We start from the raw sequence: 24,481 nt of genomic DNA, 5'->3' as shown, positions 1-24,481 counted from the left end.
GCTAGGGCCTGTCTGATGGGTCAGTGACGAACCGAGGCGAGGACTCGTTCCCGGGCATGTGGGGCGGGGCGATCTCAGTGACGCGGAGTGGGCCAGGCTGAAGCTGCACTTGCCGAGGAACGTGGGGCGGGGCGGGCGTTGGAAGTGTCACCGCAGAGTGATCAACGGGATTCTGTTCCGGCTACGGACCGGTATCCCGTGGCGCGATCTGCCCGCCCGGTTTGGTAAGTGGCAGACGGCATACGACCGGCATCGCCGCTGGTCGGCGGACGGCACGTGGGAGAAAATCCTGCGGGCCGTCCAGGCCGATGCCGATGCGCAGGGGCGCATCGACTGGTCGATGGCGAGTGTGGACTCGACGGTTTGCCGGGCGCACCAGCACGCTGCGGGTGCCCGCCGCCGGCCCCGAAGGTGCCGGGCAGGCGAGTCCGGCCCGCTCACCACCGGGATGACGAGGGTCTCGGTCGCTCCCGCGGCGGGCTCACCGCGAAGGTCCACCTGGTTGGGGAAGGCGGCCTGCGGCCCTTGGCTCTGTTGATCACTCCCGGGCAGTGGGGTGATGCGCCCCAGATGATTCCGGTCCTGGACAGCGTCCGCGTCCCCCGCCCAGGCGGCGGGCACCCCCGCACCCGCCCGGACCACCTCAGCGGTGACCGCGCCTACAGCTCACGGCGTAACCGCCGCTACCTGCGCCGCCGACAGATCAAGCACACCATCCCCGAGCCGAGGAATCAGCAGGCCAACCGCCGGCGCCAAGGCAGTGCGGGCGGTCGACCCACCGGCTTCGATCGTGAGCGATACGCCCGCAGGAACGAAGTGGAGCGGCTGATCGGGAAGCTGAAGATCAATCGGGCGGTTGCCATGAGGTTCGACAAGCGGGCCTACATCTTCCACGGCACCGTGACCATTGCCGCCATTCGCCTGTGGCTTCGTGCATGACCTGTCAGACGCAACCTAGGTGCGGTGACCGTCTGGGACGGTCCTTCAATATGTCCAAGTCGATGACGAGTTATACTTAGTCCTTTTGCTCGCGTCTTCCTTCTTTACAGCGAAAAGCGGCTCAAGGGAGGCTTGTTGGTTTTTCTGTCCGTACCGTGATGAGTGTGCCTTTCGCTGTCCCCGCCCAGGCCCAAGCGCTTCCCGGCTACCCCGGTCCCCGTCAGTGGCGGCAGGTCCCCGTCACGGGCCAGCACTATGTCGATGTCGGCACGGGTGACCCGGTGCTTTTCCTGCACGGCAACCCGACCTGGAGCTACCTCTGGCGGAGCCTGCTCAGCACTCTGTCAGCGGACTTCCGTTGCATCGCCCCCGACCTGCCGGGACTCGGTCTGTCCCCGCGCCCCGCCGGACCTCAACGGGGCGTCGGCTGCCTCGAGCGGCAGCTCATATGCCTGGATGGCTTCTTCCACCATCTCACCGGCAGTGTGGGGTTGCCGGCTCGCCGGTGGACCCTGGTGGTGCACGACTGGGGAGGGCTGATCGGTATCGCTTGGGCACAGCGCCATCCCGGCGTGGTGGCGCGGCTCGTCGTCCTCAACAGCATCGCCTTCCCGTGGCCTGCCGGTCACCGGCTACCGGTGCATCTGAGGTGGATCAGGGACAGCGCATCCATCGCCGCCCTCGCGCAGGTCGGCAATGTCTTTCCGCGTGCCGCCGTAAGGCTGGGAGTGGTACGGGGGCTCGGTGAGGCTGAGCGGATGGCGTACCTGCTGCCCTTCGCCGACAGGCAGAACCGCCGCACGGTCGTGGAGTTCATCCGGAGCATCCCCCGAGGTGACGACGATCCGGTGTGGCGCCTGTTCAAGGCCCCGGACACGGAGAGCCAGATAGCCCGGCTGCCGATGTTCATCGGCTGGGGGATGCGGGACCGCCTGTTCACGCCGGTGGTACTGGAGGAGTGGGTCCGTCGTTTCCCGCAGGCCCGGGTACACCGCTATCGCGACGCCGCCCACTTGGTGACGGAGGACGCGGCCGGCGCGCTCGACCGCCATGTCCGCGCATTCTTACTGGGGGCGTGACGCGGTGGACGATCCCGACCGCCGCCGGTGCGGCTTCTTCCGGATGGTTCCGCCGACGGGTTCCTTCGGCTGCCCAAGTTGACGCCAACAGGCTGCCGCGCCAGCGCAGTTGGCGGGCGATCTCTGTCCATCGCGATCTCGTAGTCGCTTGATCGCGCACGGGGTTTTTCAGGAATGGGGTGTGGGCTGGTGGGGGTTTCGTATGCCACGGACGCGTTCGCGATCGTCGGTCTGGGCTGCCGACTGCCCGGCGGGATCACGGATCTGGCCGGGTTGTGGGAGGCGTTGGAGGCCGGGCGTGACCTGGTGGGGACGGTCCCGGAGGATCGGTTTGAGGCGGTCCGGTTCGTCGACACCGAAATGGCGCGGCCGGGGAAGTCGTACACCGCGCGAGGTGGGTTTCTGACGGACATCGCGGGGTTCGACGCGGACTATTTCGGGATCTCGCCGCGGGAGGCGGCACAGATGGACCCGCAGCACCGGCTGCTGCTGGAGACGGCGGTGGAGGCGCTGGACGACGCGGGGATCGCCCCGGGGAGGCTGGCGGGTTCGGACACTTGTGTGTTCGTGGGTGTCTCGGACTTGTCCTACGGCGGGCTGCAGATGATCAGGTCCCGGCAGATGAACGCCTATTCCATGGCCGGCGGCGCGCATTCGATCGCGGCGAACCGGCTGTCGTACTTCTTCGATCTGCGTGGGCCGAGCATGGCGGTGGACACCGCCTGCTCGTCGTCGCTGGTGGCCGTGGAACGCGCCTGCCAGGAACTGGCGGCGGGCGGAAGCCGCGTGGCGCTGGCCGGCGGGGTGAACGTGCTGCTGAATCCGGGCCCGTTCATCGGGTTCAGTCAGGCGTCGATGCTGTCGAAGAGGGGTCGGTGCGCGGCGTTCTCGGCGGACGCCGACGGGTTTGTCAGGGCCGAGGGTGCGGGTGTGGTGGTGCTGAAGCCGCTTGCCGACGCGGTCGCCGCCGGGGACCGGATCCATGGGGTGATCGCCGCCTACGGCAGCAACTGCGACGGACGCACCATGGGGCTGGCGCTGCCCAGTGCGCGGGCGCAGGAGGACTTGCTGCGGCGTGTGTACGAGCGGGCGGGGATCGGGGCCGACGAGGTGGTGTACGTGGAGGCGCACGGCACCGGCACGCAGGTGGGCGATGCGGCTGAGTGCATGTCGTTGGGCCGGGTGCTGGGCGCCGCGCGGTCGGTGGGGCCGTTGCCCATCGGGTCGGTGAAGTCGAACGTGGGGCACCTGGAGCCGGCGTCGGGCATGGCGGGGCTGTTCAAGGCCCTCGCGGTCCTGCGGTACGGCGCGATTCCTGCCTCGTTGCACCTGGAACCGCTCAACCCCGGCATCGACTTTGCCGGTCTGGGACTGGCGCCGGTGGGGCGGGCGCGCCCACTGGTGTCCCGGGAGGGGCGGTGCTTCGTGGGCGTCAACTCCTTCGGGTTCGGCGGGGCGAATGCCCATGTGGTTGTCGGCCCTGCGCCTGCCGCTCCGCCGCCGCCGGACGTCGAGGTGGCAGGGAACCTGCCGGTGATCGCTTCGGGTCGTACCGCGCAGGCGGCCGAGGAGGCGGCGCGGCGGCTGGCCGCCCGGCTGACGGGCGCCGCATCGCAGGAGTTTTACGACATCGCGGTCACCGCCGGCGTCCGTCGGGCCAGGCACCGCTACCGCCGGGTGGCGCTGGCGTCGACGCCGTGCGAGGCCGCGGGGATCCTGTCCGATGAGAGCGTGACGGGCGAGGCGGTCGAGCGCGGCCGGGTCGGGCTGGTCTTCGCGGGCAACGGTTCGCAGTGGGCGGGGATGGCCACTGATCTGCTGGACGGCGACCCGGTCTTTTGCGCCGAGGTGGAGGCGGTCGACGCCGCGCTGGCGCCCCGGCTCGGCTGGTCGGTGGCCGGGGCGCTGCGGCGGCCGGCGGACGAGTGGGGGCTGGAGGCCACCGAGGTCGCGCAGCCTCTGCTGTTCGCGGTGCAGGCCGGGATCGTCGCGGTTCTGCGTGAGCGGGGTGTGAGGTGGACGGCCGCGCTCGGGCACAGCGTCGGGGAGGTGGCGGCCGCGTACGCTGTGGGCGCGCTGACCCTTCAGGAGGCGGCGTGGGTGGTCGCCGAGCGTAGCCGGGCCCAGGCGCTTGCCGCCGGTCAGGGACGGATGGCGGCGGTGGGGTTGTCGGCGGCCGAGGCGGAGGAAGCCCTGTCCGCCTTCCCCGGACTGATCGTCGCGGCGGTGAACAGTGCCAGGGACGTGACGGTGGCCGGGCCGGTGAACCAGCTCAAGTCGCTGGGCGAGGAGTTGGCGTCCCGGGAGGCGTTCTTCCGGCTCATGGATCTCGACTACGCCTTCCACAGCCCGGCTATGGAGCGGGTCCGGGGCCCGCTGACAGCCGGCCTCGACGGGTTGGCCCCGCAGGGAAGCACCGGGGCTCTCATCTCCACCGTGACCGGCGGCCCGGTGCCCGAGTCCGGCCTGGACGCCGACTACTGGTGGCGCAACGTCCGCGAACCAGTCCGCTTCGCCGCCGCCGTCGAGCACGTCCTGGACGCGGGCATCGACGTCCTGCTGGAGGTCGGCCCCCATCCCGTCCTGCGCACGTATCTACGCCGGATCACCGCCTCAAGCGATCGGGTGGCCGTACTGGCGACCTTGCGTCGCGACACAGCCGGGCCGATCGCGCTGCGCCAGGCGGTGGAAGCCTTGTTCGCCGCCGGTGCACAGATGGACTGGACGCGCTGGTTTCCCCGCCCCGCACGGGTGGCGGAGCTTCCCGCATACCCGTGGCAGCGAGAACGGCACTGGAGCGGCACCCCGCACCATTGGATCGCCAGCAGCGGATCGGGACGGCTGGACCACCCCCTGCTGGGCGAACGGCTGCCGACGGCTGAGCCCTCGTGGCAGGGGCCCGTCGAACCGGCACTGGTGCCCTGGCTGGCCGACCACAAGGTGGCCGGATCCGTGGTGTTCCCGGCGGCCGGTCACATCGAACTGGCCCTGGCCGCCGGCCGACGAGTGGTGGACGGGCCGGTGGAACTGGCCTGGCTGGAGGTGAGCCGCCCGCTGGTCATCCCCTGGGGCCGGGCCGGGGACGTCCGCATCCAGGTCGCGTTCTCACCCGACGACGGCATGGTGACCATCACCAGCACCGAGGCCACCGACGGCGCCGACGGCGCCGACGCCCACGCCACGCAGCCGCGTCCGCATGCCCGGTGCCGGGTCCGCGAGCTGATCGGCCGCCCGCCCGCGCGGGTCGACCTGGCCGATGTGCGCGCCCGCTGCACCCGCCGGGGCGCCGCCGATGTCCTGTACCCCGAACTGGCCGCGACCGGCTTGGACTACGGGCCCGCCTTTCGACAGCTCACACGGCTGCATGTCGGCGAGGGTGAGGTTCTGGCGGCCTACCGGCACACCACGGCCCCGGCGGACACCGCACAGTACGTGGCGCATCCGGCCCTGCTGGATGGCGCGCTCCAGGCGTGCGTGCCGCTCGTGGCCGCCCGGGTGGGCACCGGGCAAGCCTGGCTTCCCGCCTCGATCGGGGCCGTACGCGTGTGGCGAAGCCCGTCCTCGACAGGAATGCTGCACGTCCGCGACCGCACGCGCGGCACCGCGGAGCTCTGCTTCGACGTGGTCGTCACCGATGCGGACGGCAGCGTCACTGTCGAACTGGACGCTGTGCGCCTGCGGCGCGTGCCCGCCCCCGCCGACCGAACGCCCCAGCGGTACGAGACCGTGCTGCGCGCCGCACCCCATCTCCACCTGCCGGCCGCGCCGTCGCCGCTCGGCGGCAACCACGACCTTGCCGAGGCCGTCGCGGGAACCGTCGACGCGGCACAAGCCGACGCGAACTCCGTGCGCCTCGCGGACTTCACGGCACGCCTCAAACTGCTCACCGCCCATGTGGCCGCCGCCGCGTTCGCGGACCTACTCCCAGCAGACGTGGTCGGGTTCACGCCAGCCGACCTGGTCCGGCAGGGCATGCAACCCGGACATGACCGGCTGGCGCGAGCCCTGCTCGGCCTGATGACCCGGCACGGCCTGGCCGCCATCGGCGACGATGATTGGTGGCGGCTGACGGATACTCCGGACCCGGCACCTCATCTGGCGCGGCTGCCGCTGGACTTCCCTGCCTTCAGTGCCGAGGTGCAGCTGGCCCTTCGTCAGCTGTCGCATCTTCCAGCGGTGCTGCGCGGTGAACAGGACGCACTGCATCTGCTCACCGACCAGAGCTCCCGAGATGCCTTCGAGCAGTTCTACGACGTGGCGCCGTCCTGCCGGTTCTCCAACCGGATCCTCGGTGCCCTCATGGCGCAGATCGTGCGTGCCTGGCCCAAGGACCGGCCCTTGCGGATCCTGGAGATCGGCGCGGGCACGGGTGGCACGACCGCCGTGCTTCTCCCGTTGCTGCCGCCGGAACGGACCGTCTACCACTTCACCGACCTGTCCGCGGGCTTCTTCGCCCGCGCCCGATACCGCTTCGCAGAGTACCCCTTCGTCGATTACCGCCCGTTCGACCTCGACACCGAGCCTGGCGAGCAGGGATTCGCCGACGGCACCTACGACCTCGTCGTCGCGGCCAACTCCTTGCACACGGCGGCCAACCTACCCGCGGCCCTTGACCGCGTGCGGGCGCTACTGGCGTCGGGTGGCCGACTTCTGGCCTTGGAGACTCACGACACGGATTCTCTGCTGCCGCTGTTCGGCGGACTGCGCAGCTTCTGGGATCACGACGACGAACTGCGGCAGGATTCGCCCTTGCTCAGCCGGGACCAGTGGTTCGATGTGCTGGGTGGGTGCGGCCTGTCCGACGCCGTCTGTCTGGGGGACACGATCGGGGAGGCAGGGGGGTTCGCCTCGGTGCTGCTGGCCTCGGCAGCCGCACGGGAAACCGCTCTGCCCGCGCCTGCCCGGCCGGACGAGGGCACGCGGTGGATCGTGGCCACCGAGAGCGAACCGGAGACGCCGCTGGCCGAGCACCTCGCCGCCCTGCTCGCCGGGCCCGGTACGCGGTCGGTTGTGGTGGCACCCATGCCCGTCGCCCCGGCAGTCTGGTCGGCATCGCTCACCGGCGACGGAGATCCTGCCGTGGTCCTTCTGCTCGGGGACGCCCCGGCCGACCCGCAGGCGATGCTCAGCCAGGCCGTACGACGCACGGCCACGCTGGGCGCGCTGGCCGCGGCCTGCCAGGACCTCCCCAAGGGAGTGCGCCCTGCCCTGTGGCTGGTGACCCGGCCCAGCGGCGCGCTGCCCGCACCCGAACGTGCCGCCCAGCCGCAGGACGCCGCCGCCTGGGGCGTGGCCCGCACTCTCGCCAACGAACACCCCGGTCTACGGGTGACCAGGCTGTCGCTGGAACGACTCGGCGACCCGGCCGCCGACGCGCACCGGCTGGCCCACGAACTCCTGCAACCCCTCACCTCGCCCGCTGAAGACGACGGCGAAGGCGTGGCGCTACGCGAGGACGAGATCGTGCTCACCTCGAACGGCCGTTTCGTACCCCGTGAACGGGCTTTGCCCTGCGGTGAGTACGACGAGCCGAGCGGCGACGGTCCCTTCGCCCTGGAGATCCCGGCGCCCGGTCTGTCGTACGAGCCGGTCTGGGCGCGGATTAGGCCCGTCGCTCCCGGGGCCGGCGAGGTGGTGATCGCGGTGCGTGCCGCGGCGCTGAACTACCGGGACATCATGCTGGCGACCGGTCTGCTGCCGCCCGAGGCCGCCGAGGGGACGTTCGGCGAGAACAGGCCCGGCCTCGAGTGCGCCGGGATCGTCACGGCCGTCGGCGAAGGAGCAGGCGACCTGACGGTCGGGGACCGAGTGTGTGCGGCCGTGCCGGACAGTCTGGCCTCGCACACGGTGGCTCCCGCGCCGGCCGTGGTCAAGATCCCCGACGGCCTCGGTTTCGCGGAGGCCGCGACCCTCCCGGTGGCCTTCCTGACCGTCCACTACGCACTGCATGACCTGGCGCGCCTGACGGCGGGGGAGACCGTGCTGGTACACGGTGCCGCGGGTGGGGTGGGGCTGGCCGCCGTCCAGTACGCCCGCCTGGTGGGCGCCACCGTGATCGCCACGGCCGGCAGCCCGGCCAAACGAGATCTTCTGCGTGCGCTGGGCGTCGAACACGTACTGGACTCACGCACCCTCGACTTCGCCCACCAGGTGCTGGGGATCACCGGTGGGCGCGGGGTCGACGTGGTGGTCAACTCGCTGGCCGGGCAGGCCATCGACCGAGGACTGGAGACACTGCGGCCCGGCGGCCGGTTCATCGAACTCGGAAAGCGAGACATCTACGCCAACAAGCCGTTGCTCATGCGGCCGTTCAGCCGCAACATCGCCTTCTTCGGCGTCGACGTCACCGCCCTGCTGTCCGACGAGGCGGGGCTCCACACCGGTCGGCGCCTGCTGGCCGAGGTGGCCGAACGAGTGGCGGACGGCCGGTACCGGCCGCTGCCGCACACGGTGTATCCGGCCCCGCGGGTCAAGGAGGCGTTCACGCTGCTGCAGCACTCCCGGCACGTCGGCAAGGTCGTGGTGAGCCTCGATCCGCAGGACGGCCCGATTGCCGTCCGCACCCGTCCTGAGCCGCCCCGGCTCGACCCGGACGGCAGCTACCTGGTCACCGGCGGGCTGAGCGGGTTCGGCGCCGCCACCGCCCGCTGGCTCGCCGACCGCGGCGCCCGCCACCTTGCCCTGGTTTCGCGCCGGGGCGCCGACAGCCCCGAGGCAGCCGCCGTGCTGACCGACCTGGCCGCGCGGGGCGTGACCGCCACGCCGTACGCAGCCGACGTCACCGACACCGACGCCATGACCGAGGTGATCGGCCGCATCGACGCCACCGGGCACCGGCTCGCAGGTGTCGTCCATGCGGCCATGACGCTCGACGACGCCCCGCTCACCGAACTGACCGACGAACGGATCCGTACGGTCCTGGCCCCCAAGATGGCCGGGGCGGCAGTCCTCGACACCCTGACCCGGGAACGCGACCTGAGGCTGTTCTGGCTGTACTCCTCCGGCACCGCGGCCGTCGGCAACGTCAAGCAGTCCGCCTACGGCGGTGGGAACCTGTTCGCGGAAGCACTGGCCCGGCAACGGCACGGCGTCGGGCCGGCCCTCGCCGTGGCCTGGGGCGCGCTCGGGGACTGCGGTTATGTCGCCCGCGAGGGCCTGGGGCCAGTCTTGGAGGCTCTCGGCATGGCCTCGCTCGGCTCCCGTGAGGCACTGGCGGCCTTGGGGACGGTGGCGGCGTCCGGCTCTGCCGTCGCAGGTATCGGCCGCTACGACTGGGCGCGGCTGCGCACCCTGCTGCCCGCCCTGGCCGCTCCCCGTACGGCGGCGTTGCTCCCCGCCGGCGGTGATCTCGGCGGGCATACCCGCGAGGACCTCCTGGCCGCCTTGGCCGGACTCACCGCGGACGAGGCACTGCAATTCGTCAGCGGCACACTCGCAGAGCTGCTGGCCGGCGTTCTGCAGACCGACGTCGCACGCCTCGATCCGAGGCTGCCGCTTCAGGACCTCGGTGTGGACTCCCTGATGGGCGCCGAGCTGCTGACCATGCTGCGGCAACGCATCGATGTAGAGATCCCGCCCATGGAACTTCTCCAGGGCGGCCTCACCCTCACCGATCTGTCCCGCCACGTGCTGCTGCGCCTCGGCGTCCGTGCCACCGACACCGCCAACAGCTGAAAGAAAGGCCCGTCATGGTGACCTGTCAGGAACCTCACGGCCCGGTGGCGGACTCGGCCCCAGGCACGCTCAGCTTCGGCCCTCTCATCGGTGGCGTCACCGCCTGCGGCCACACCGAGTGGGTCTATTCAATCCGCGCGAGCGCGCTGATCGACGATCCCATCGGCGCCACCTGCTACCGCAACGCGCTGAACGCCGGACGCATGGGCCCCGACGCCCATCCCGAGACGATCCTGGGGCGCTGCGCCCTCGCCGGACCCGAACACATGCAGGCCGCGCTGCGCACCGCCCGGCAGGCGGCCACCGAGTGGGGCGGCAGCCCACCCGGCCAGCGCGCGGCCCTCGCCGAGACGTTCCGGGCGCGGCTGCGGGAACACGCCGACACGCTGACCGGGCTCCTGGTCGAGGAGGGACACCCCGTCCGGCTGGCCCGGATGGAAGTCGCCAACCTGCTCACCTTCTTCGGGCCCGAAACCACCGAGTGGTGCCTGCGGCAGATGCAGGCACAGCAGACCGCCGAAGGCCGGACGGTGGTGCTGCGCCGGGTACCGGACGGTGTGGTGTGCGTACAGCCGCCGCAGAACACCCCCGCGCTCAGTGCCGGCGCCGCCTTCCAGTCCGTGCTGGCCGGCAACGCGCTCGTGGTGCGGCTGTCCCGGCACGCGCCGATCGCCGCCATGTACCTGCTGGAACGCATCGCCCTGCCCGCGCTCACCGAAGCCGGCGCCCCGCCCGGCGTCCTGTCGGCGCTGTGCACCGACCCGGCCCAGGCACTGGACACCTGGCTGGGAAGCCCGTTGGTCGACGACGTGCTGTACTTCGGCGACTCGATCCGCGGCGAACAACTCGAGAAAGCCTGCCTCGCGGCGGGCAAGAAACCGATCCTGGAACTCGGCGGCAACGACATGGTCGTGGTGTGGCGTGATGCGCCGCTCGACCAGGCCGTCGAAGCGCTGCTGGAGTCCTACCACGCCAGCGGCCAGATCTGCTGCGCGCCCAACATCGCGCTCGTCCATCCCGAGATCGCCGACCCGCTCACCGACCGGCTGTGCGAACGGGTGAGGACGCTGCGGCCCGGCTTCCCGGACGACCCCGGGGTGGTGCTGGCCGCCACGCCCAGCACCGCCGGATACGACGCCACGCTCGCTGACGCCCGGCGGGCGGGCGCCCGGGTCCTGACCGGCGGACGTCACCTGGACGTCCACGGCCAGGACAGCGACGTCGCCGTGTTCGCGGAGCCGGCGCTCGTGAGGGCCGACGGGCTGTCCTTCGCCGCCAAGCTCCGCTCGGTGCGCGACGAGACGTTCTTCCCGCTGCTCACCCTGGCGGTCCCCCACCAGGCCCCCGACGACGAACTCCTCACCGAGATGCTGTCGTTCGTCGCCTCCGGCGCCTACGGCCTGCGCAACTCGCTGTGGACACAGACGCCGCAGGTCATCGACCGCTTCGTCCGCGACATCCGCTCCTGCGGGCAACTGCGGGTGAACGACTCCCACCTCGCCGGGGTGCCGTACCTGTCCAATCACGGCGGCCCGGGCCTGAGCGGCGACCGGTTCGGAGAACTCAACTACCCGATGCTGCGCACCAGCCGGCTCCAAGGCGTGTCCATCGCGCAGGACAGTCCGTCACCGGCCCAGGATCCGAGCCCCTACGTCCCGGCACAGCCAAGGCCCCGGGTCGAGGCAGCCCGGGAGTACCCGCCCAACTGGCCCCCCGATCAGCTGCCCGGCGGTCTGCCTGCCCCGTTCACCGAGGCGTTCCAGCACGACCCCTACCCGACGCTGCACTGGCTGCGAGAGCACCGGCCGGTCAGCCGGATCGTCAGCCCGGACGGTCCGGGCTGGCTGCTGACCCGCTACGACGACGTCCGCAAGGCCCACACCGATCCGCGCGTGACCTGCGACAGCAAGCGCATCCCCGCGGGCGTCATGTGGCTGCGGCACTGGCCGTCCGAACTGCGCGAGCGGCTCTTCGTGCACCTGCTGGACAGTGACGACCCGCGCCATGGCGAACTGCGCCGCATCATGCAGCCCTTCTTCACGCCCGCCCGCCAGGAGCAGTGGCGCTCGCGGGTGCAGCGCCTCGTCGACAACCGGATCGACCAGATCGTGGACCGCGGCCGCGGCGACCTCATGGCGGCCGTCGCCTATCCGCTCGGCGGCAACGTCCTGTTCTCCGTGCTCGGCGCCACTCCGCCGCAGATGAACCATCTGCGGGCAATGATCTGGCGTACCGCCGAGTGGAACAACGACGTGCCCTACGTGGCGGCGCTCGCCCACGAGGTCGACGCGTTCGTGCGGGCTGCCGTCGCCGAGAAGCGCCGAGCCCCGGGCGACGACCTGATCTCGCTGCTGGTCCGGGCCCGGGACGAAGACGGCCTGCTCAGCGAGGACGAACTGCACGGCCAGGTCCTGATGATGCTCGTGGCAGGCCAGGACCCCAGCATCAACAGTGTCGGCAACAGCCTGCACGCCCTTCTCACCCACCCCGACCAGCTCACCGCGCTCCGCGACGACCCCTCCCTGATCGCAACGGCCATCGGCGAGCTGCTGCGCCACGAAAGCCCCCTGCCCTTCACCAGCTGGCGCGGCACCCTCGAACCCGTCGAGTTCGGCGACGTGACCGTCCCCGCGAACGAGTCCCTGTTCCTGTGCATCGGCGCGGCCAACCGGGACCCCGGACGCTTCCCCGACCCCGACCGCCTCGACCTGCGCCGACCCACCCCCGGTCACCTCGCCTTCGGCCACGGCGCCCACTACTGCCTGGGCGCCCACATCGGCCGGATGACCGCCGAGACCGCGATCACCACCGTCCTACGGCGCCTGCCCGGACTCCGGCTGGACGGCACACCACGATGGCGGCCCAGCATGTTCGAGCGCGGACTCAGCGTCCTGCCCACCGCCTGGGACGCCACGCGAAAGGAGGCGGCGCGGTGAACCGGGCCGAGATCCTCGCCGAACTGAAGAAGATGCTCGCCGAGTTCGGCGGCATCGATCCCGAACAGGTCGACGAACAGACCGCGTTCGTCGCGGACCTCGGGCTGGACTCCCTGGTCCTGGTGCGGATGACCGTCATCGCCGAGGAGCGGTTCGCCGTGCGCATCCCCGACGAGGTCGCCTGGGAACTGCACACCGTCGGCGCCGTCCTCAACCACGTCGAACAGGCCCTGGCCGGGCAGATCGGAGCCGGCGGTGAGTGAACTCATCCGGTTCCTGCGCGAGAAGATGTGGCTTCTCGGCGACACCCGCTGGTACGCGCGGGTGGACAGCGTCCGCGGCGACCTCGTCGAGGTGGAACGCCTCGGATACGCCCAGCTCGACGCACGAGCCCGCGCGATGGGAGCCTGGCTGACCGACCACACGCCGCCCGGCGCGCACGTCATGCTGATGTACCCGGCCGGCATGGAGTTCCTCACCGCCTTCCTCGGCTGCCTGTACACCGGGCGGATCGCCATCCCCGCCCCGCTGCCGGACACCGACCGGCGCGCCCTGCAACGCGCCGAGGGCATCATCCACGACGCCGATGTCGGCCTCATCCTCAGCGACACCGCACACCAGCCGGCACTCGGCTCCTGGCTGGACGGTCTCGGCCCGGCACGGCGGGTCGAGTGCGTTGCGACCGACGGGACCGTCCCGCCGGCCCCGGACACCTGGTCCCCGCTCTCGCTGCACCTCTCCGACGCCGCCTACGTCCAGTACACCTCGGGCTCGACCAGCGAGCCGCGCGGCGTCGTCATCAGCCACCGCAACCTGCTGCACAACCTGCTGTCGATCAGGGAAAACCTGCTCCCCGAGGAGATCCTGGACGAGCTGCGCCACGACCCGTCGCCGACCGGCGCCGGATGGCTCCCGCACTACCACGACATGGGCCTGGTCGGCATGCTGCTCAGCCCGATCGCCAGCTACGGCAACCTCGTCTTCTGCTCCCCAGTGTCCTTCATCGCCCATCCGCTGCTGTGGCTCCAGATGATCAGCCGGTACCGGGCCTTCTACACACTCGCCCCGAATTTCGGCTACGAATGGCTGCTGCGAAGCCTCAAGACCGGTCAACTCACCGACATGGACCCGGATCTGGACCTGGGCAGCCTACGGTTCGCGCTCAGCGGCGCCGAGCCCGTCCGCGCCGACATCCTGAACGCGGTCGCCCGCAGACTCGCCCCCATCGGCTTCCGCCCGGAAATCTGGGCCCCCAGCTACGGCCTGGCCGAAGCCACCCTCATGGTCACCGGCACCCCCTGCGGCCACGGACCCACCATGAGACGCTTCGACCGGGACGCCCTGGAAGCAGGTGCAGCCGTGCCCGCACCGGACGGCGTCGAACTCGTCGCCAGCGGCCGACCCGCCGGTATGGACGTCAGGATCGTCGACCCGGCCAACTCGCATCCGGTCAAAGACGGGCAGATCGGCGAGATCTGGGTACGCGGCCACAGCGTCGCTCCCGGCTACCTGGGCAACCCACGAGCCACCGCCGAACATTTCGCCGCCCGCACTGCCGACGGCGACGGCCCGTACCTGCGCACCGGAGACCTCGGCTTCCTGCAGGACGGCGAGCTGTACGTCACCGGCCGCGCCAAAGACCTGATCATCGTCAACGGCCGCAACATCCACCCCCAGGACATCGAACGCATCAGCGAGACGACCGACCCGGCAACCGGACCCTGCGCCGCTTTCGCTCTGCCCGACGCCACCGGCCGCGAACACATCATGGTGGTCCAGGAGGTCCGCCCCCTCCACCTCAACGGCCGCGCTCCCGCAGCCCTCGCCGAGCTCATCAGAAAACGCCTCGCCCAAGAACTTCGGCTCGCCGTCCAGATAGTCATCGTCGGGCCGATGACCGTGCCCCGGACCACCAGCGGCAAAATCCAGCGCTCACGAACCCGGGAGGAACTCCGCGCGGGACACCTCGACCCACTTCACTCCGACCTGCCCGTCAACAGTCCCCTCACCACTGGTCGCCCGGTCAGGTGACGGGCAAGTGAAAGGACCGTTGTACTGGCATGAACACCGCGTTGTTCGGAAAACACCTCTACGACAGCGCGGGCGACCTCGCTGATCGACTCCGGGCTGACATCGACCGGATCACCGAGGTACGCCGCCGGTGGAGTCCGGATCTGGCTAGGTTGCGTCTGACAGGTCATGCACGAAGCCACAGGCGAATGGCGGCAATGGTCACGGTGCCGTGGAAGATGTAGGCCCGCTTGTCGAACCTCATGGCAACCGCCCGATTGATCTTCAGCTTCCCGATCAGCCGCTCCACTTCGTTCCTGCGGGCGTATCGCTCACGATCGAAGCCGGTGGGTCGACCGCCCGCACTGCCTTGGCGCCGGCGGTTGGCCTGCTGATTCCTCGGCTCGGGGATGGTGTGCTTGATCTGTCGGCGGCGCAGGTAGCGGCGATTGCGCCGAGAGCTGTAGGCGCGGTCACCGCTGAGGTGGTCCGGGCGGGTGCGCTGGTGCCCGCCGCCTGGGCGGGGGACGCGGACGCTGTCCAGGACCGGAATCATCTGGGGTGCGTCGCCCCACTGCCCTGGGGTGATCAACAGGGCCAACGGCCGCAGGCCGCCTTCCCCAACCAGGTGGATCTTCGTGGTGAGTCCGCCGCGGGAGCGGCCGAGCCCTTCGTCGTCCCGGTGGAGGGCGGGCCGGGCTCGCTTCCCCGCTACCTTCGGGGGCAGGCGACGGGCGCCCGCAGCGTGCTGGTGGGCCCGGCAGACCGTCGAATCTACGCTCGCCATCGACCAGTCGATTCGCCCTTGCGCATCGGCATCGGCTTGGACGGCCCGCAGGATCGTCGCCCACGTGCCGTCCGCCGACCAGCGGCGATGCCGGTCGTATGCCGTCTGCCACTTACCAAACCGGGCAGGCAGATCGCGCCACGGGATACCGGTCCGTAGCCGGAACAGAATCCCGTTGATCACTCTGCGGTGACACTTCCAACGCCCGCCCCGCCCCACGTTCCTCGGCAAGTGCAGCTTCAGCCTGGCCCACTCCGCGTCACTGAGATCGCCCCGCCCCACATGCCCGGGAACGAGTCCTCGCCCCTGTCCGTCACTGACCCGTCAGACAGGCCCTAGGATGAGGTGCTACCAGGGAGGAACCACTGGCGGATGGCTTGTAGAGGTCCCACAGTGACCTTCGCTCGTCTCTCCGGCCGGTCGACAGTACCGCTGAGCAGCTCAGCGACGGTCTCTCTGGCGGGCCGGCGAGAGCCCCACCGGTGGACAGCCGGTGGACAGACGCCTTTGGACCGTGCATCACGGGGTGGCACAGGTCAACCCGTCGCACATGCTCTGATCAGGAAAAACGTCACCGGACAGCACGACGAAGCACCACGCAACACGAACGCTCATGGTCTCGTAATGCGTAGGTCTCGGGTTCGAATCCCGAAGGCGGCTCACTGAGAAAGTCGGGTCAATCCCCGTCTGACCTGGCGTTTCTCTTGCCAGAGGGCAAGTCGCATGAAACGCTCACTGATCCTCCTTGGGTGCGTGCCCCTCCTGGAATATGCCTTGTTCAGCGAGCCGAGTGCAGGTGGCGGCGCCGGGACAGCACCAAGTCGCGCCAGCGGTCGCGGGTGGGTCCTACCCCGTCGATCCACTGCGCTGGTGAGCTGCCCCCGTCGAGGAGGGGGAGGCCGGCCATGAAGTGGGCGATGTCGACGTAGTAGGCGTAGTAGTCCTGGCGGGTCAGCTCGCGCAGCCGGTGGATGCTGGCGGCGATCCCTTCGTGGTCGTTGCGAACGGCGTGGTGGAAGCCGAGGGCCAGTTCGAGCTTGGCGTGGGTGAAGGCGAGCCCCGAGGCGCTGATCTCGGCCCTGAGCACCTGTGCTCTGTCTTCGAGGCCGGTGTTGCTGCCGGCGTCACGCAGGAGTGTGGCGATGCGGGCGTCGAAGGTGGCGGCGCGCAGGTCGACGGGGACGAGAAGGTGTTCGGCGAGGTCGATCTCGTCGTCGGCTAGGTCTGGGGCGGTGAAGGCGAGCGTGAAGGCGCGCATGGCCTGGGACATGGCCGCTTCCCCCTGCTTCCCGTGCTCTTCGCCCTCCAGCCGCGCGGCCTGGAACGCCTGCGCGCCGCGGGTCATGTCCCCCTGGACCCACCACACATCACCCCTCACGCGGTGGTGACGCCCCTCCCAGCCCAGGTTCTCGGCGGCTTCGAGGGCAGTGGGGAAGTCGCCGGCAAGACGGGACAGGTGCGCGAGCCCGCGGCGAGCGTTGGGTGCCAGGCGGCCACCGCCGGCGACGACATGCTGCATACCGCGGCGGGACTCCGAGGTGCGGCCCAGGTCCCGCTGCGCTTTGGCCAAGTAGTAGACGGCCATGTCGTGCAGGGCGGGGGGCAGCAGGCCGGCTTCGGTGACTGTGGTGAGGCGCTCGGCGGTGCGTGCCCGGTTCTCATGCTGCCGGCGGGTGAGCGCACTGAGGGTTTCCACCAGCGCTTCGGCAGCCGACTGCAGTCCTGCGGTGGCTGGTTCGTCCCGGGCGGGAGGTGCGAGGGGCTCCCAGATGGAGTCGCTGACGTAGTGGAAGGCGGCCTCGGTCAGCCAGTCCAGATCGAGGCCGAAGTCCCTTGCCAGGACCAGGGCTTGGCGCAGGCAGCCGACGAGCAGCATGCGGTCCTGCGTCGGCGCGGTGCTCCACCGTTCGCCCAGCGCCTCGAAGGCCCGCTGGGCGGCGTTGTGCCAGTCGCGCGGGGACCAGCGGTCGTCCGTGTGGTCGTCGGCATTGCGGACGGTGGAACGAATCAGGGCATGCAGATGGAAGGGCCACAGGCCGAAGGGGTCTTCCCGGATGAAGGGGCGCTCGGTCAACCGCATCGCTGCAGCCTCATGGGCCATGCCCGCTGCCCGGGTCGCCAGGGCGAGGTCGAAGGCATCGAGGAGGCTGACCGAGCGCAGGACGTGCCGCTCGTCCGGTGTCAGGTCGGACAGGGTACGGGCGATCAGGGCCGGGAAGTCGTGGTCGAAATCGGCCGGCTGCGGAGTCTGGCCGGTGCGCCGGATCTCCAGAAACCGCATCACCGACAGATCGAGATGCAGCGGCAGACCGTGCGAGCGGCCGGTGATGACCTCACGTAGTGCTTCGCCGATGAGAGGCTGCCCACCGCTGCTGAGACAGCGGGCGAGGTAGTCGTCGCAGTCCTCGGGGGAGAAGTCCCCGATCAGGACCTGCCGTTCACGGCCGCCGGCCGGCTCGGTGGTGCTGGCGTGCGGGACGTGGTCGGTGTCCAGGCAGGGCCAGGCCGCGGGGCCGGTGAAGTCGAGTTGGCCTTGCAGGGCTTCGTCGGCCCATTGCAGGCGGCTGCGGCCGGTGATGACGAAGAGAACATTGGGCATGAGCCAGACGACGCGCTGGAGAAGCCGCTCCAGGTCACGGTGGGTACGGTCGCCGGTCTCCTCGAAGGCATCCAGCAAAATCACCGGAGCCACGGCCTTGTCCACGGGCAGCTGCGCGAGCTCCCACGCGAGCAGATGAGGGTAGAAGGAGAGCGCGTCCATGTCCGGCTCGGCCTCTAGGAGATCGGCGAGGCGGGCGCAGCCAGCCAGAGCCCGTATCGACTGCCGGCGTTCGCGCAGGGCCCGCACCAGCGAGCCGGTCACCTGGCCGATCGCGGTGCCGACGGTGCCCGGTAGCAGCAGCGCCTGGGCGACGTCGCCGAGCGCGGACTGCATCTGCTGCGGCAATGCCCTCCCGAACCGGCTCGCCAGCCCGCCGCGGCGCAGGTACTCCTCCAGCGACTCGTCGGGATGGTTGTGTTCCCAGTACCGGCGCAGCGCCAGGTCGAAAGCGGGCAGGGGGCGGCCGAGTTGGGCGAGCGCGAGCCGGATGGTCAGGATGACGCGCTCGAAATCCGTGCCAGCGGAGCGAGCAAGGTCAATCCGCACCGGCAGGATCCGCCGGGTGGTCCACTCGTAGTGCGGCCACTGGGCTGGCCTGTCCTCACTACCGGCAAGGGCAGCTTCGACCTTACGGGACAGCGTGGTCTTCCCGATCCCGCCCACCCCGTGGAAGACGATGACGTTGCGCCGCGATGCTTCGAGGTCCTCGACGTCGAAGGCAGGGTCGCCGATGCGCTGCAGGTGCTCGGCGAGCGCTGCCGCAACCGCCTCCCACTGAGCCTGGCGATTGGTGAACGCCTCCTGGGCGGCGAGCCCCCGGTCGTTCGTGCTGAACAACGCCCTCAGATCCCGACCTGCCACACCAGCCCCCGAAGTGATCAACGACGCCGCAACCTACGCCCCCATGTGCCGCGTTACCCCACAGCATCCACGACCGCTCCGGCTGCGGGACTTCTTCCGGCCACGCCAGCTGAACCCTGCAGGTTCGCCACCGTGGAGTACACCTCTTCGCCGCGGAAGAGATCGGAGATCGCCCCTTGAAGAAGGTGCCGAAACGGGCCGGAGCGGCGCAGGGACACGGCAGTTCTCGCAGTCGGCCTGCATCCACGCGCGCGGCTCGGCGCCGCTAGCGGGTGCCGAAGGTGCCCTGGCCTGTTTGCAGGTTGCTGTAAAAGGCGTCGTCGGCGCCGGAGCCAGCCGTCGGTCCCCCACAGCCTGCCGATGACGTGAGTGAATGCGGCTTGAGACCCCGCGAGCGTCGTTCACCCCTCTCGTCGGCACGTGACCCCTGATCGCAGTAGCCCACCCGTTCCGGCACACGCAGCTGGGTGGGTGTGAAAGGCTCTCACGGCAGAACAAGGGGCAGGAGGATGCGTGCAACCACCTTCGACAATCGGTCAGTTGGTATCGCTCGTGCTACTCGTTCTGCCGGGGCTGACCTATCAGTTCCTACGCGAACGCTGGCGCGGGCCGGTCGCCGGAGAGGCGCAGCTGGGCGAGAGGATCCTGCGCGCCATCACGGCCAGCGTTGCCCTGAACGGGGCCTACGCGGTTGTCGCAGGCCCCGCCCTCGCCTCTGCCTGGCGCAAGGCTGGAAAGTCAGGGTTCGCAGCCTTGGTCGCCGAGCACCCCCGGGCCGTGGGTCTGTGGGCTCTGCTGCTTTTTCTCGGCGTTCCCGCTGTCGCTGCCGCCGCTGTCTCGTACCGCGAGCGGCGCAGTGCCCGTTCCGTGTACCTGCCGGTGCCGACGGCGTGGGACTACGCCTTCGGCGGCCGTACCCACACGGGGCCGCGCTACGTACGGGCCCGGATGAAGGACGGCACCTGGGTCGGAGGCTGGTACGGCAGTCGGTCGTATGCCTCGGGCCACCCGCAGGAACCGGACCTGTACTTGCAGTGGTCCTACCGGATGAGTGCGGACGGTTCCTTTGGGCCCCGGGTGGAGGGCACTGAAGGGGTCTACCTGCGCATGGCCGACGTCGACATTCTGGAGATGGTCGGCCCTGTCGACGTACGACCTGAAGGAGATCAGGATGACAGCAGCGGATGATGAACTGACTCCGTGGGAACGGGCCTTCCTCGAAAACCCTGGTGAACCTCGTGGATATCAGCCCAAGGGCTCGGCGGGCACCGAGGAGGCGCCTCCGCCACCCCCACCCGGTCCGGCGGGCGCATCGCCACTGCCAGAGCCGACCCGCCCTGGCTTGGCCGGCGGCCCGTCCGTCAGCGACTGACCATGTTCAGCTCGTATCCGGCCTGCTGGAGCCCGATCGCAGTCTCCTGGAGATCCTCCTCCCGGAACTCCCGCCAGGTTTCGAGCAGTGCCTCGATCGGTGCGAGCAACGGCACATTCGCATACTGGGCGGGGGTGCGCCAGTGCGGGATGACGGTGGGGATTCCATACGGGCTGGTGCCGTTCACCTCCACGTCGAACGGGTGCCAGTGGAGAGTGTGGTCGCCGAAGCCGACGTCCAGAATGACAATGCCCGTCGCGAAGTGCTCCTCCGGTAGTTCGAGCGCGGTGCGCAGGTCGCAGTCCTCCCACGCGACGATGAGGCGTGTCGCCATGAGTATGGATGGAAGCAGCCCCAGATCGACGAGGGCGCTGGCAGCGTCCCTGCCGCGGTAGAAGGGCCGGCACGTGACGAACCCGACGTACGGCTGATCCATGTCCTCCGCGAGGATGTGGACTTGGGGCCGTAAGCAGAGCCCGTGGTCCCGGAGCATTGACTCACTGACTTCGAGGATGGTGTCGATCACACCGTCGGCTGCGGCTGGCATGCACTCAAAGTAGCTTTCAGCACGCGCATTTGGCTGAGGAAGACAGGAGAAGGGCACGCATGCGAGAGCGGTGGGCGTCGGCCGTCCGGTCCCGGATCGATGGGTCCGGCGGCCCGTACGGATTGCTCGACGATGCCGCTCTGACCGAGGCCGTGGAGCTCTTCGCCCGCACGACAGACCCCCGGGACATCCTGGAGACATGCCACCTCGTCGGACTGCTGCACTGGAAACGGGGCAGAGCACTTGCCGACGAGCGCGCGCTGCCCGAAGTGCGGACGGGCGCGGCATTGCTCGTCGTTGTGCAACGGTCGGGAGCTGAACTGCCCTTGCCGGACCCGTTCCCGCGATCCGCGGCGCCGTCCACGGCGTCGGTCGGTGAAGCGGTCTGGGAGGACCTTCTCATGGGACTGGGACTGCGGCTGGAGGACGGGGCGAACGCGCACACCGCCCGGCTGGCGGTGTGCGCCGGACGCAACGCAGTGGCCGATACCCACGAGGGTCCAGCCCGACTCGCCGACCGGCTGCGCATTCTCGGGATGGGACTGAGCCGCCTTTTCGACCACACAGGGCATGTGCCCACCCTGCAGGAGGCCATCGAGGTCGCCCGCCAGGCGGTCGCAGCGGCGCGGGAGGCCGGCACAGACCCATCGATGTACCTGCACAATCTCGCTGAGGGGCTGCGCGACCTCTTCAAGCGTACGAACGACGCCCGATCGCTGTATGAGGCTGTGGACATCGGGCGGCAGTTGATCCGGAACCCGCCAGGCGGTGAGAGTGAACGGGCGGTGATCCGGGGCGGGCTGAGCGACTCCCTGCGAATCCTCTACCAGCGTACGAACGACCCCGCTTTTCTGGACGAGGCCCTCCAGGTGAATGCCACCTCCGCAGAGTGCGCGTCCAGTTCCGGATCTGGCAGGACACGGGCCGAGCCGCTGATGAACGCCGCTCTGCTACGTCGTGCGGAGTTCGAGCGCACCGGGGATCAGGCGGTCCTGCACGAGGCGATCACCATGGCACGCAGAGCGGTCGGCGCCGCGCCGCGCGGCACGCCCCTCCACCATACGTGCCTGTTCAACCTTGGCGGCATGCTCCACGTGCTGGCCGGCCACGTGGGTGACCTGGCGGCCCTCGACGAGGCCATCGTTTGCGTACGCGCCGTGGTCCGGGCCACTCCCGCCGATCACCCTGACGGGCCGTTGTACCGGGCGACGCTTGCCGGGCAGTTGCACGATCGGTACTTTCAGGCCGGGGACACCGCCTTGCTGGACGAGGCGATCACCTTGGGAGAAGAAGCGGTGGAGGCGACGCCGCAGAACCATCCCGACCGATGGGTGTACCTGTCGAATCTCGCCGTACCGTTGAAGGCGAAGGCCGAGCTCACGGAAGATCTCAACATCCTGCGGCGGGTGATCTCGATCCAGCGCCAGGCAGCTGTTTCGGCCTCGGAGGCAGGCCGCGACCAGGTCGGTGCCCTGTCGAACCTCAACAACTCCCTCCGCATGTACTTTCACTGGACGACGGAGCTGCCCGCACTGGAAGAGGCGATCACCCTGGGGCGAGCCGCCGTGGCCGCGGCTGCCACAGACCACCATTTCGGGTCGCAATGCGAGTTCAATCTCGCCACGGCGCTGAGCAGTTACGGCCTCGCCGTCCACGACGACTCGTTGGTGGAGGAGGCCCTGAGGCTGCTGGAGACCGCAGCAACCAGGAACAGCGCCCCGACGGCGCTTAGGGTGTCAGCAGCCCGTGAGTGGGCCGAAACCGCGGTGGCCGTCGGACGCTCAGAGGAGGCGGCGCGGGCCTTCGCGTTCGGCGTCGGTCTTCTGCCGCGCCTGGCCGCCCGCGGCCTGGACCGCGCCGATGCGACTCGGTTGATCGCCGAGCACGCACGACTGGCGAGCGACGCGGCGGCTTGTGCGCTGGCCATTGGGCGGCCGGACCAGGCGGTCGAACTGCTCGAAGCCGGCCGAGGCGTGCTGTTGGCGCAGGCGCTGGAGTCCCGGTCGGATCTGACCGAACTGCGCGAGCGCGACCCGAAGCTGGCTGACCGCTTCCACTATCTGTGTGCACGCCTGGACGGTGACACGTCCACCGACGGGACCACGGGAACGGCCCTCGATGCATCACAGGGCGAGGACGCCCCGGACGCCCGCCGCATGCTGGCTCAGGAACTGGACGCCCTGGTCGCACGGGTCCGGGCGTGGCCGGGCCTGGAGCGGTTTCTGTTGCCTCCGCTGGCCGCCCGGCTGACCGCCGAAGCACACACCGGGCCCCTCGTCATGATCAACGTCAGCCGGTACCGCTGCGACGCGCTCATCCTGACCAGGAGCGGCGTCCAAGTATGCGAGCTGCCTGAGGTGGACCACGACGACGTCCACGACCGACTCAGCGACATGCATCATCTGATGGACCGGATGGGCACGTCCCCCGAGGCCCGCCGGGAGGCCGAGAACGTCATGGTGCACGACACGCTGCCCTGGCTCTGGGACGCCGTGGCCGGACCGGTGCTCGAACAGCTCGACCTCACCGGCCCGGTGGACGAACACCGCACGCGCCGCCTGTGGTGGATCCCCTGCGGCCCACTTGCGTTCTTCCCGCTGCACGCCGCCGGCCACCACCTCGAAACGCCCGCGACTGGGCCCCGTCGTACGGTCATGGACCGGATCGTGTCCTCGTACACGCCCACCGTGCGAGCCCTGTCCCATGCACGCGCGCAGCGCGCCCGGCAGACAGCGTCGTCGCCCGGCGGTCCGCGCCCGCCACGCGTCCTGGCCGTCGCCATGCCCTCCACGCCCGACGCCTCGGACCTGGAGGGCGCCCGGCGTGAGTACGAACACCTCGTACGGCTCTTCCCCACGCTTGAGGGCCTGGTCGGAGAAGACGCCACCCGCGAGGCCGTACTGTCCCGCCTTGCCACCCACCCCTGGGCTCACTTCGCTTGCCACGCTGGTGCCGACCCCGCCGACCCGTCCCGGAGCCATCTACTGGTCCACGACCACGCAGACCGTCCGCTCAGCGTGCTGGAGGTCTCCCGGCTGCGCCTGGACAGCTCCGAGTTCGTCTATCTGTCCGCCTGCAGCACGGCTGTGACTACGCCCCGGCTCGCCGATGAGTCCCTCCACGTCGTCACTGCCTTCCAGCTCGCCGGATTCCCACACGTCGTAGGCACACTGTGGGAGATCAACGACACCGTGGCCGCGACTATCGCTGAGCAGATCTACACGCACCTTGGGGCAGGCGGATACGACCCCGCCCACACCGGCGCCTGCGTTCACCGGGCGACCCGCCTGATGCGGGACCGCTTCCCCAACTTCCCCACGCTCTGGTCCGCCCACATTCATATGGGTGCGTGAAGGTCGGGCCCGACGCGCATGGCAGCAGGGCCGTGGAATACAACACACCTCTAATGAAGTCGAGTTCGTCGTGATCAAGAGCCCTGCCTCGTCCCGTGTGGGCGGACAGCGTGAATTCCCCGGTCGTGGACAGGAGCACCGCCGGCGCTTGGACAGTTGCTCTCCCTGATAACGGACATCATGTGACGCAGCGTGCCCAGGCTGGATGGCTGGTTCGGAGATGACTGCGCCTATGCCCGGCCCGCCTGAAGCGCACGGGGAAAGTAATGAGGACCGTGGGCGAGGTGATGCGATTCCGGACCGAAGAGAGCCCTGACAGTG

Annotated in this window: 11 protein-coding genes; 8 read left to right on the top strand and 3 right to left on the bottom strand. The window is 69.9% G+C overall.

From position 1 onward, the window contains the following. The first annotated feature begins 58 nt into the window (after positions 1-58). The 6 genes from SNOUR_RS42650 to SNOUR_RS06930 all read left to right on the top strand — a co-directional run bounded on the left by SNOUR_RS42650 (position 59) and on the right by SNOUR_RS06930 (position 14,659). A protein-coding gene (locus SNOUR_RS42650) for an IS5 family transposase (protein WP_099055663.1) occupies positions 59-939 on the top strand; the annotation gives its coding sequence in 2 pieces (ribosomal slippage) (positions 59-404 and positions 404-939; 882 coding nt in all). Between the two features lie 158 nt (positions 940-1,097). After that, positions 1,098-2,018 (top strand): alpha/beta fold hydrolase, encoded by a 921-nt coding sequence (locus SNOUR_RS06950; RefSeq protein WP_067344730.1) that lies wholly within the window; start codon positions 1,098-1,100, stop codon positions 2,016-2,018. Positions 2,019-2,207: 189 nt separating this feature from the next. Further along, complete coding sequence (locus SNOUR_RS06945) at positions 2,208-9,692, top strand: SDR family NAD(P)-dependent oxidoreductase (RefSeq protein ID WP_312632084.1); 7,485 nt, start codon at positions 2,208-2,210, stop codon at positions 9,690-9,692. A gap of 14 nt (positions 9,693-9,706) precedes the next feature. After that, the gene (locus SNOUR_RS06940) at positions 9,707-12,628 is read left to right on the top strand and encodes an aldehyde dehydrogenase family protein (RefSeq protein ID WP_079142309.1); all 2,922 of its coding nucleotides are present in this window, start codon (positions 9,707-9,709) and stop codon (positions 12,626-12,628) included. Beyond that, positions 12,625-12,891, top strand: a complete 267-nt coding sequence (locus SNOUR_RS06935) for an acyl carrier protein (protein ID WP_159425814.1) — start codon at positions 12,625-12,627, stop codon at positions 12,889-12,891. Before SNOUR_RS06940 ends, SNOUR_RS06935 begins: the two co-directional genes overlap by 4 nt. Beyond that, the gene (locus tag SNOUR_RS06930; protein ID WP_079142305.1) at positions 12,884-14,659 is read left to right on the top strand and encodes a fatty acyl-AMP ligase; all 1,776 of its coding nucleotides are present in this window, start codon (positions 12,884-12,886) and stop codon (positions 14,657-14,659) included. The genes SNOUR_RS06935 and SNOUR_RS06930 overlap by 8 nt, the downstream gene beginning before the upstream one ends. A gap of 166 nt (positions 14,660-14,825) precedes the next feature. Here SNOUR_RS06930 and SNOUR_RS06925 read toward each other — a convergent pair whose 3' ends face one another. Together SNOUR_RS06925 and SNOUR_RS06920 are read right to left on the bottom strand one after the other, a co-directional pair. Continuing rightward, a complete protein-coding gene (locus SNOUR_RS06925; RefSeq protein WP_067344725.1) occupies positions 14,826-15,707 on the bottom strand; it encodes an IS5 family transposase in 882 nt (293 codons plus the stop codon). A gap of 496 nt (positions 15,708-16,203) precedes the next feature. After that, positions 16,204-18,888, bottom strand: coding sequence for an ATP/GTP-binding protein (locus tag SNOUR_RS06920; RefSeq protein WP_067344723.1), 2,685 nt, complete (start codon positions 18,886-18,888; stop codon positions 16,204-16,206). A gap of 513 nt (positions 18,889-19,401) precedes the next feature. On the opposite strand from SNOUR_RS06920, the gene SNOUR_RS06915 reads away from it, so the two are divergent. Then, positions 19,402-20,076, top strand: coding sequence for a DUF6338 family protein (locus SNOUR_RS06915; protein WP_067344722.1), 675 nt, complete (start codon positions 19,402-19,404; stop codon positions 20,074-20,076). 173 nt (positions 20,077-20,249) lie between these two features. Here the strand turns inward: SNOUR_RS06915 and SNOUR_RS06910 are convergent, their stop codons facing one another. Then, entirely contained in the window at positions 20,250-20,807 is a 558-nt protein-coding gene (locus SNOUR_RS06910) for a hypothetical protein (RefSeq protein ID WP_067344720.1), read from the bottom strand. A gap of 59 nt (positions 20,808-20,866) precedes the next feature. Between SNOUR_RS06910 and SNOUR_RS06905 the strand changes: the two genes are divergently transcribed. Next, positions 20,867-24,160, top strand: a complete 3,294-nt coding sequence (locus SNOUR_RS06905; RefSeq protein ID WP_067344719.1) for a CHAT domain-containing protein — start codon at positions 20,867-20,869, stop codon at positions 24,158-24,160. Positions 24,161-24,481 lie beyond the last annotated feature (321 nt).

The sequence above is a fragment of the Streptomyces noursei ATCC 11455 genome (genome assembly GCF_001704275.1).
In the GTDB taxonomy this organism is placed as follows: domain Bacteria; phylum Actinomycetota; class Actinomycetes; order Streptomycetales; family Streptomycetaceae; genus Streptomyces; species Streptomyces noursei.
This window is presented reverse-complemented; position numbering and strand designations above follow the sequence as displayed.

Excerpts from the sequence above, each read along its gene's own strand:
- SNOUR_RS06950 (WP_067344730.1), top strand. The coding sequence starts at position 1,098 with ATGAGTGTGCCTTTCGCTGTCCCCGCCCAGGCCCAAGCGCTTCCCGGC.
- SNOUR_RS06905 (WP_067344719.1), top strand. The coding sequence starts at position 20,867 with ATGCGAGAGCGGTGGGCGTCGGCCGTCCGGTCCCGGATCGATGGGTCC.
- SNOUR_RS06910 (WP_067344720.1), bottom strand. The coding sequence starts at position 20,807 with ATGCCAGCCGCAGCCGACGGTGTGATCGACACCATCCTCGAAGTCAGT.
- SNOUR_RS06940 (WP_079142309.1), top strand. The coding sequence starts at position 9,707 with ATGGTGACCTGTCAGGAACCTCACGGCCCGGTGGCGGACTCGGCCCCA.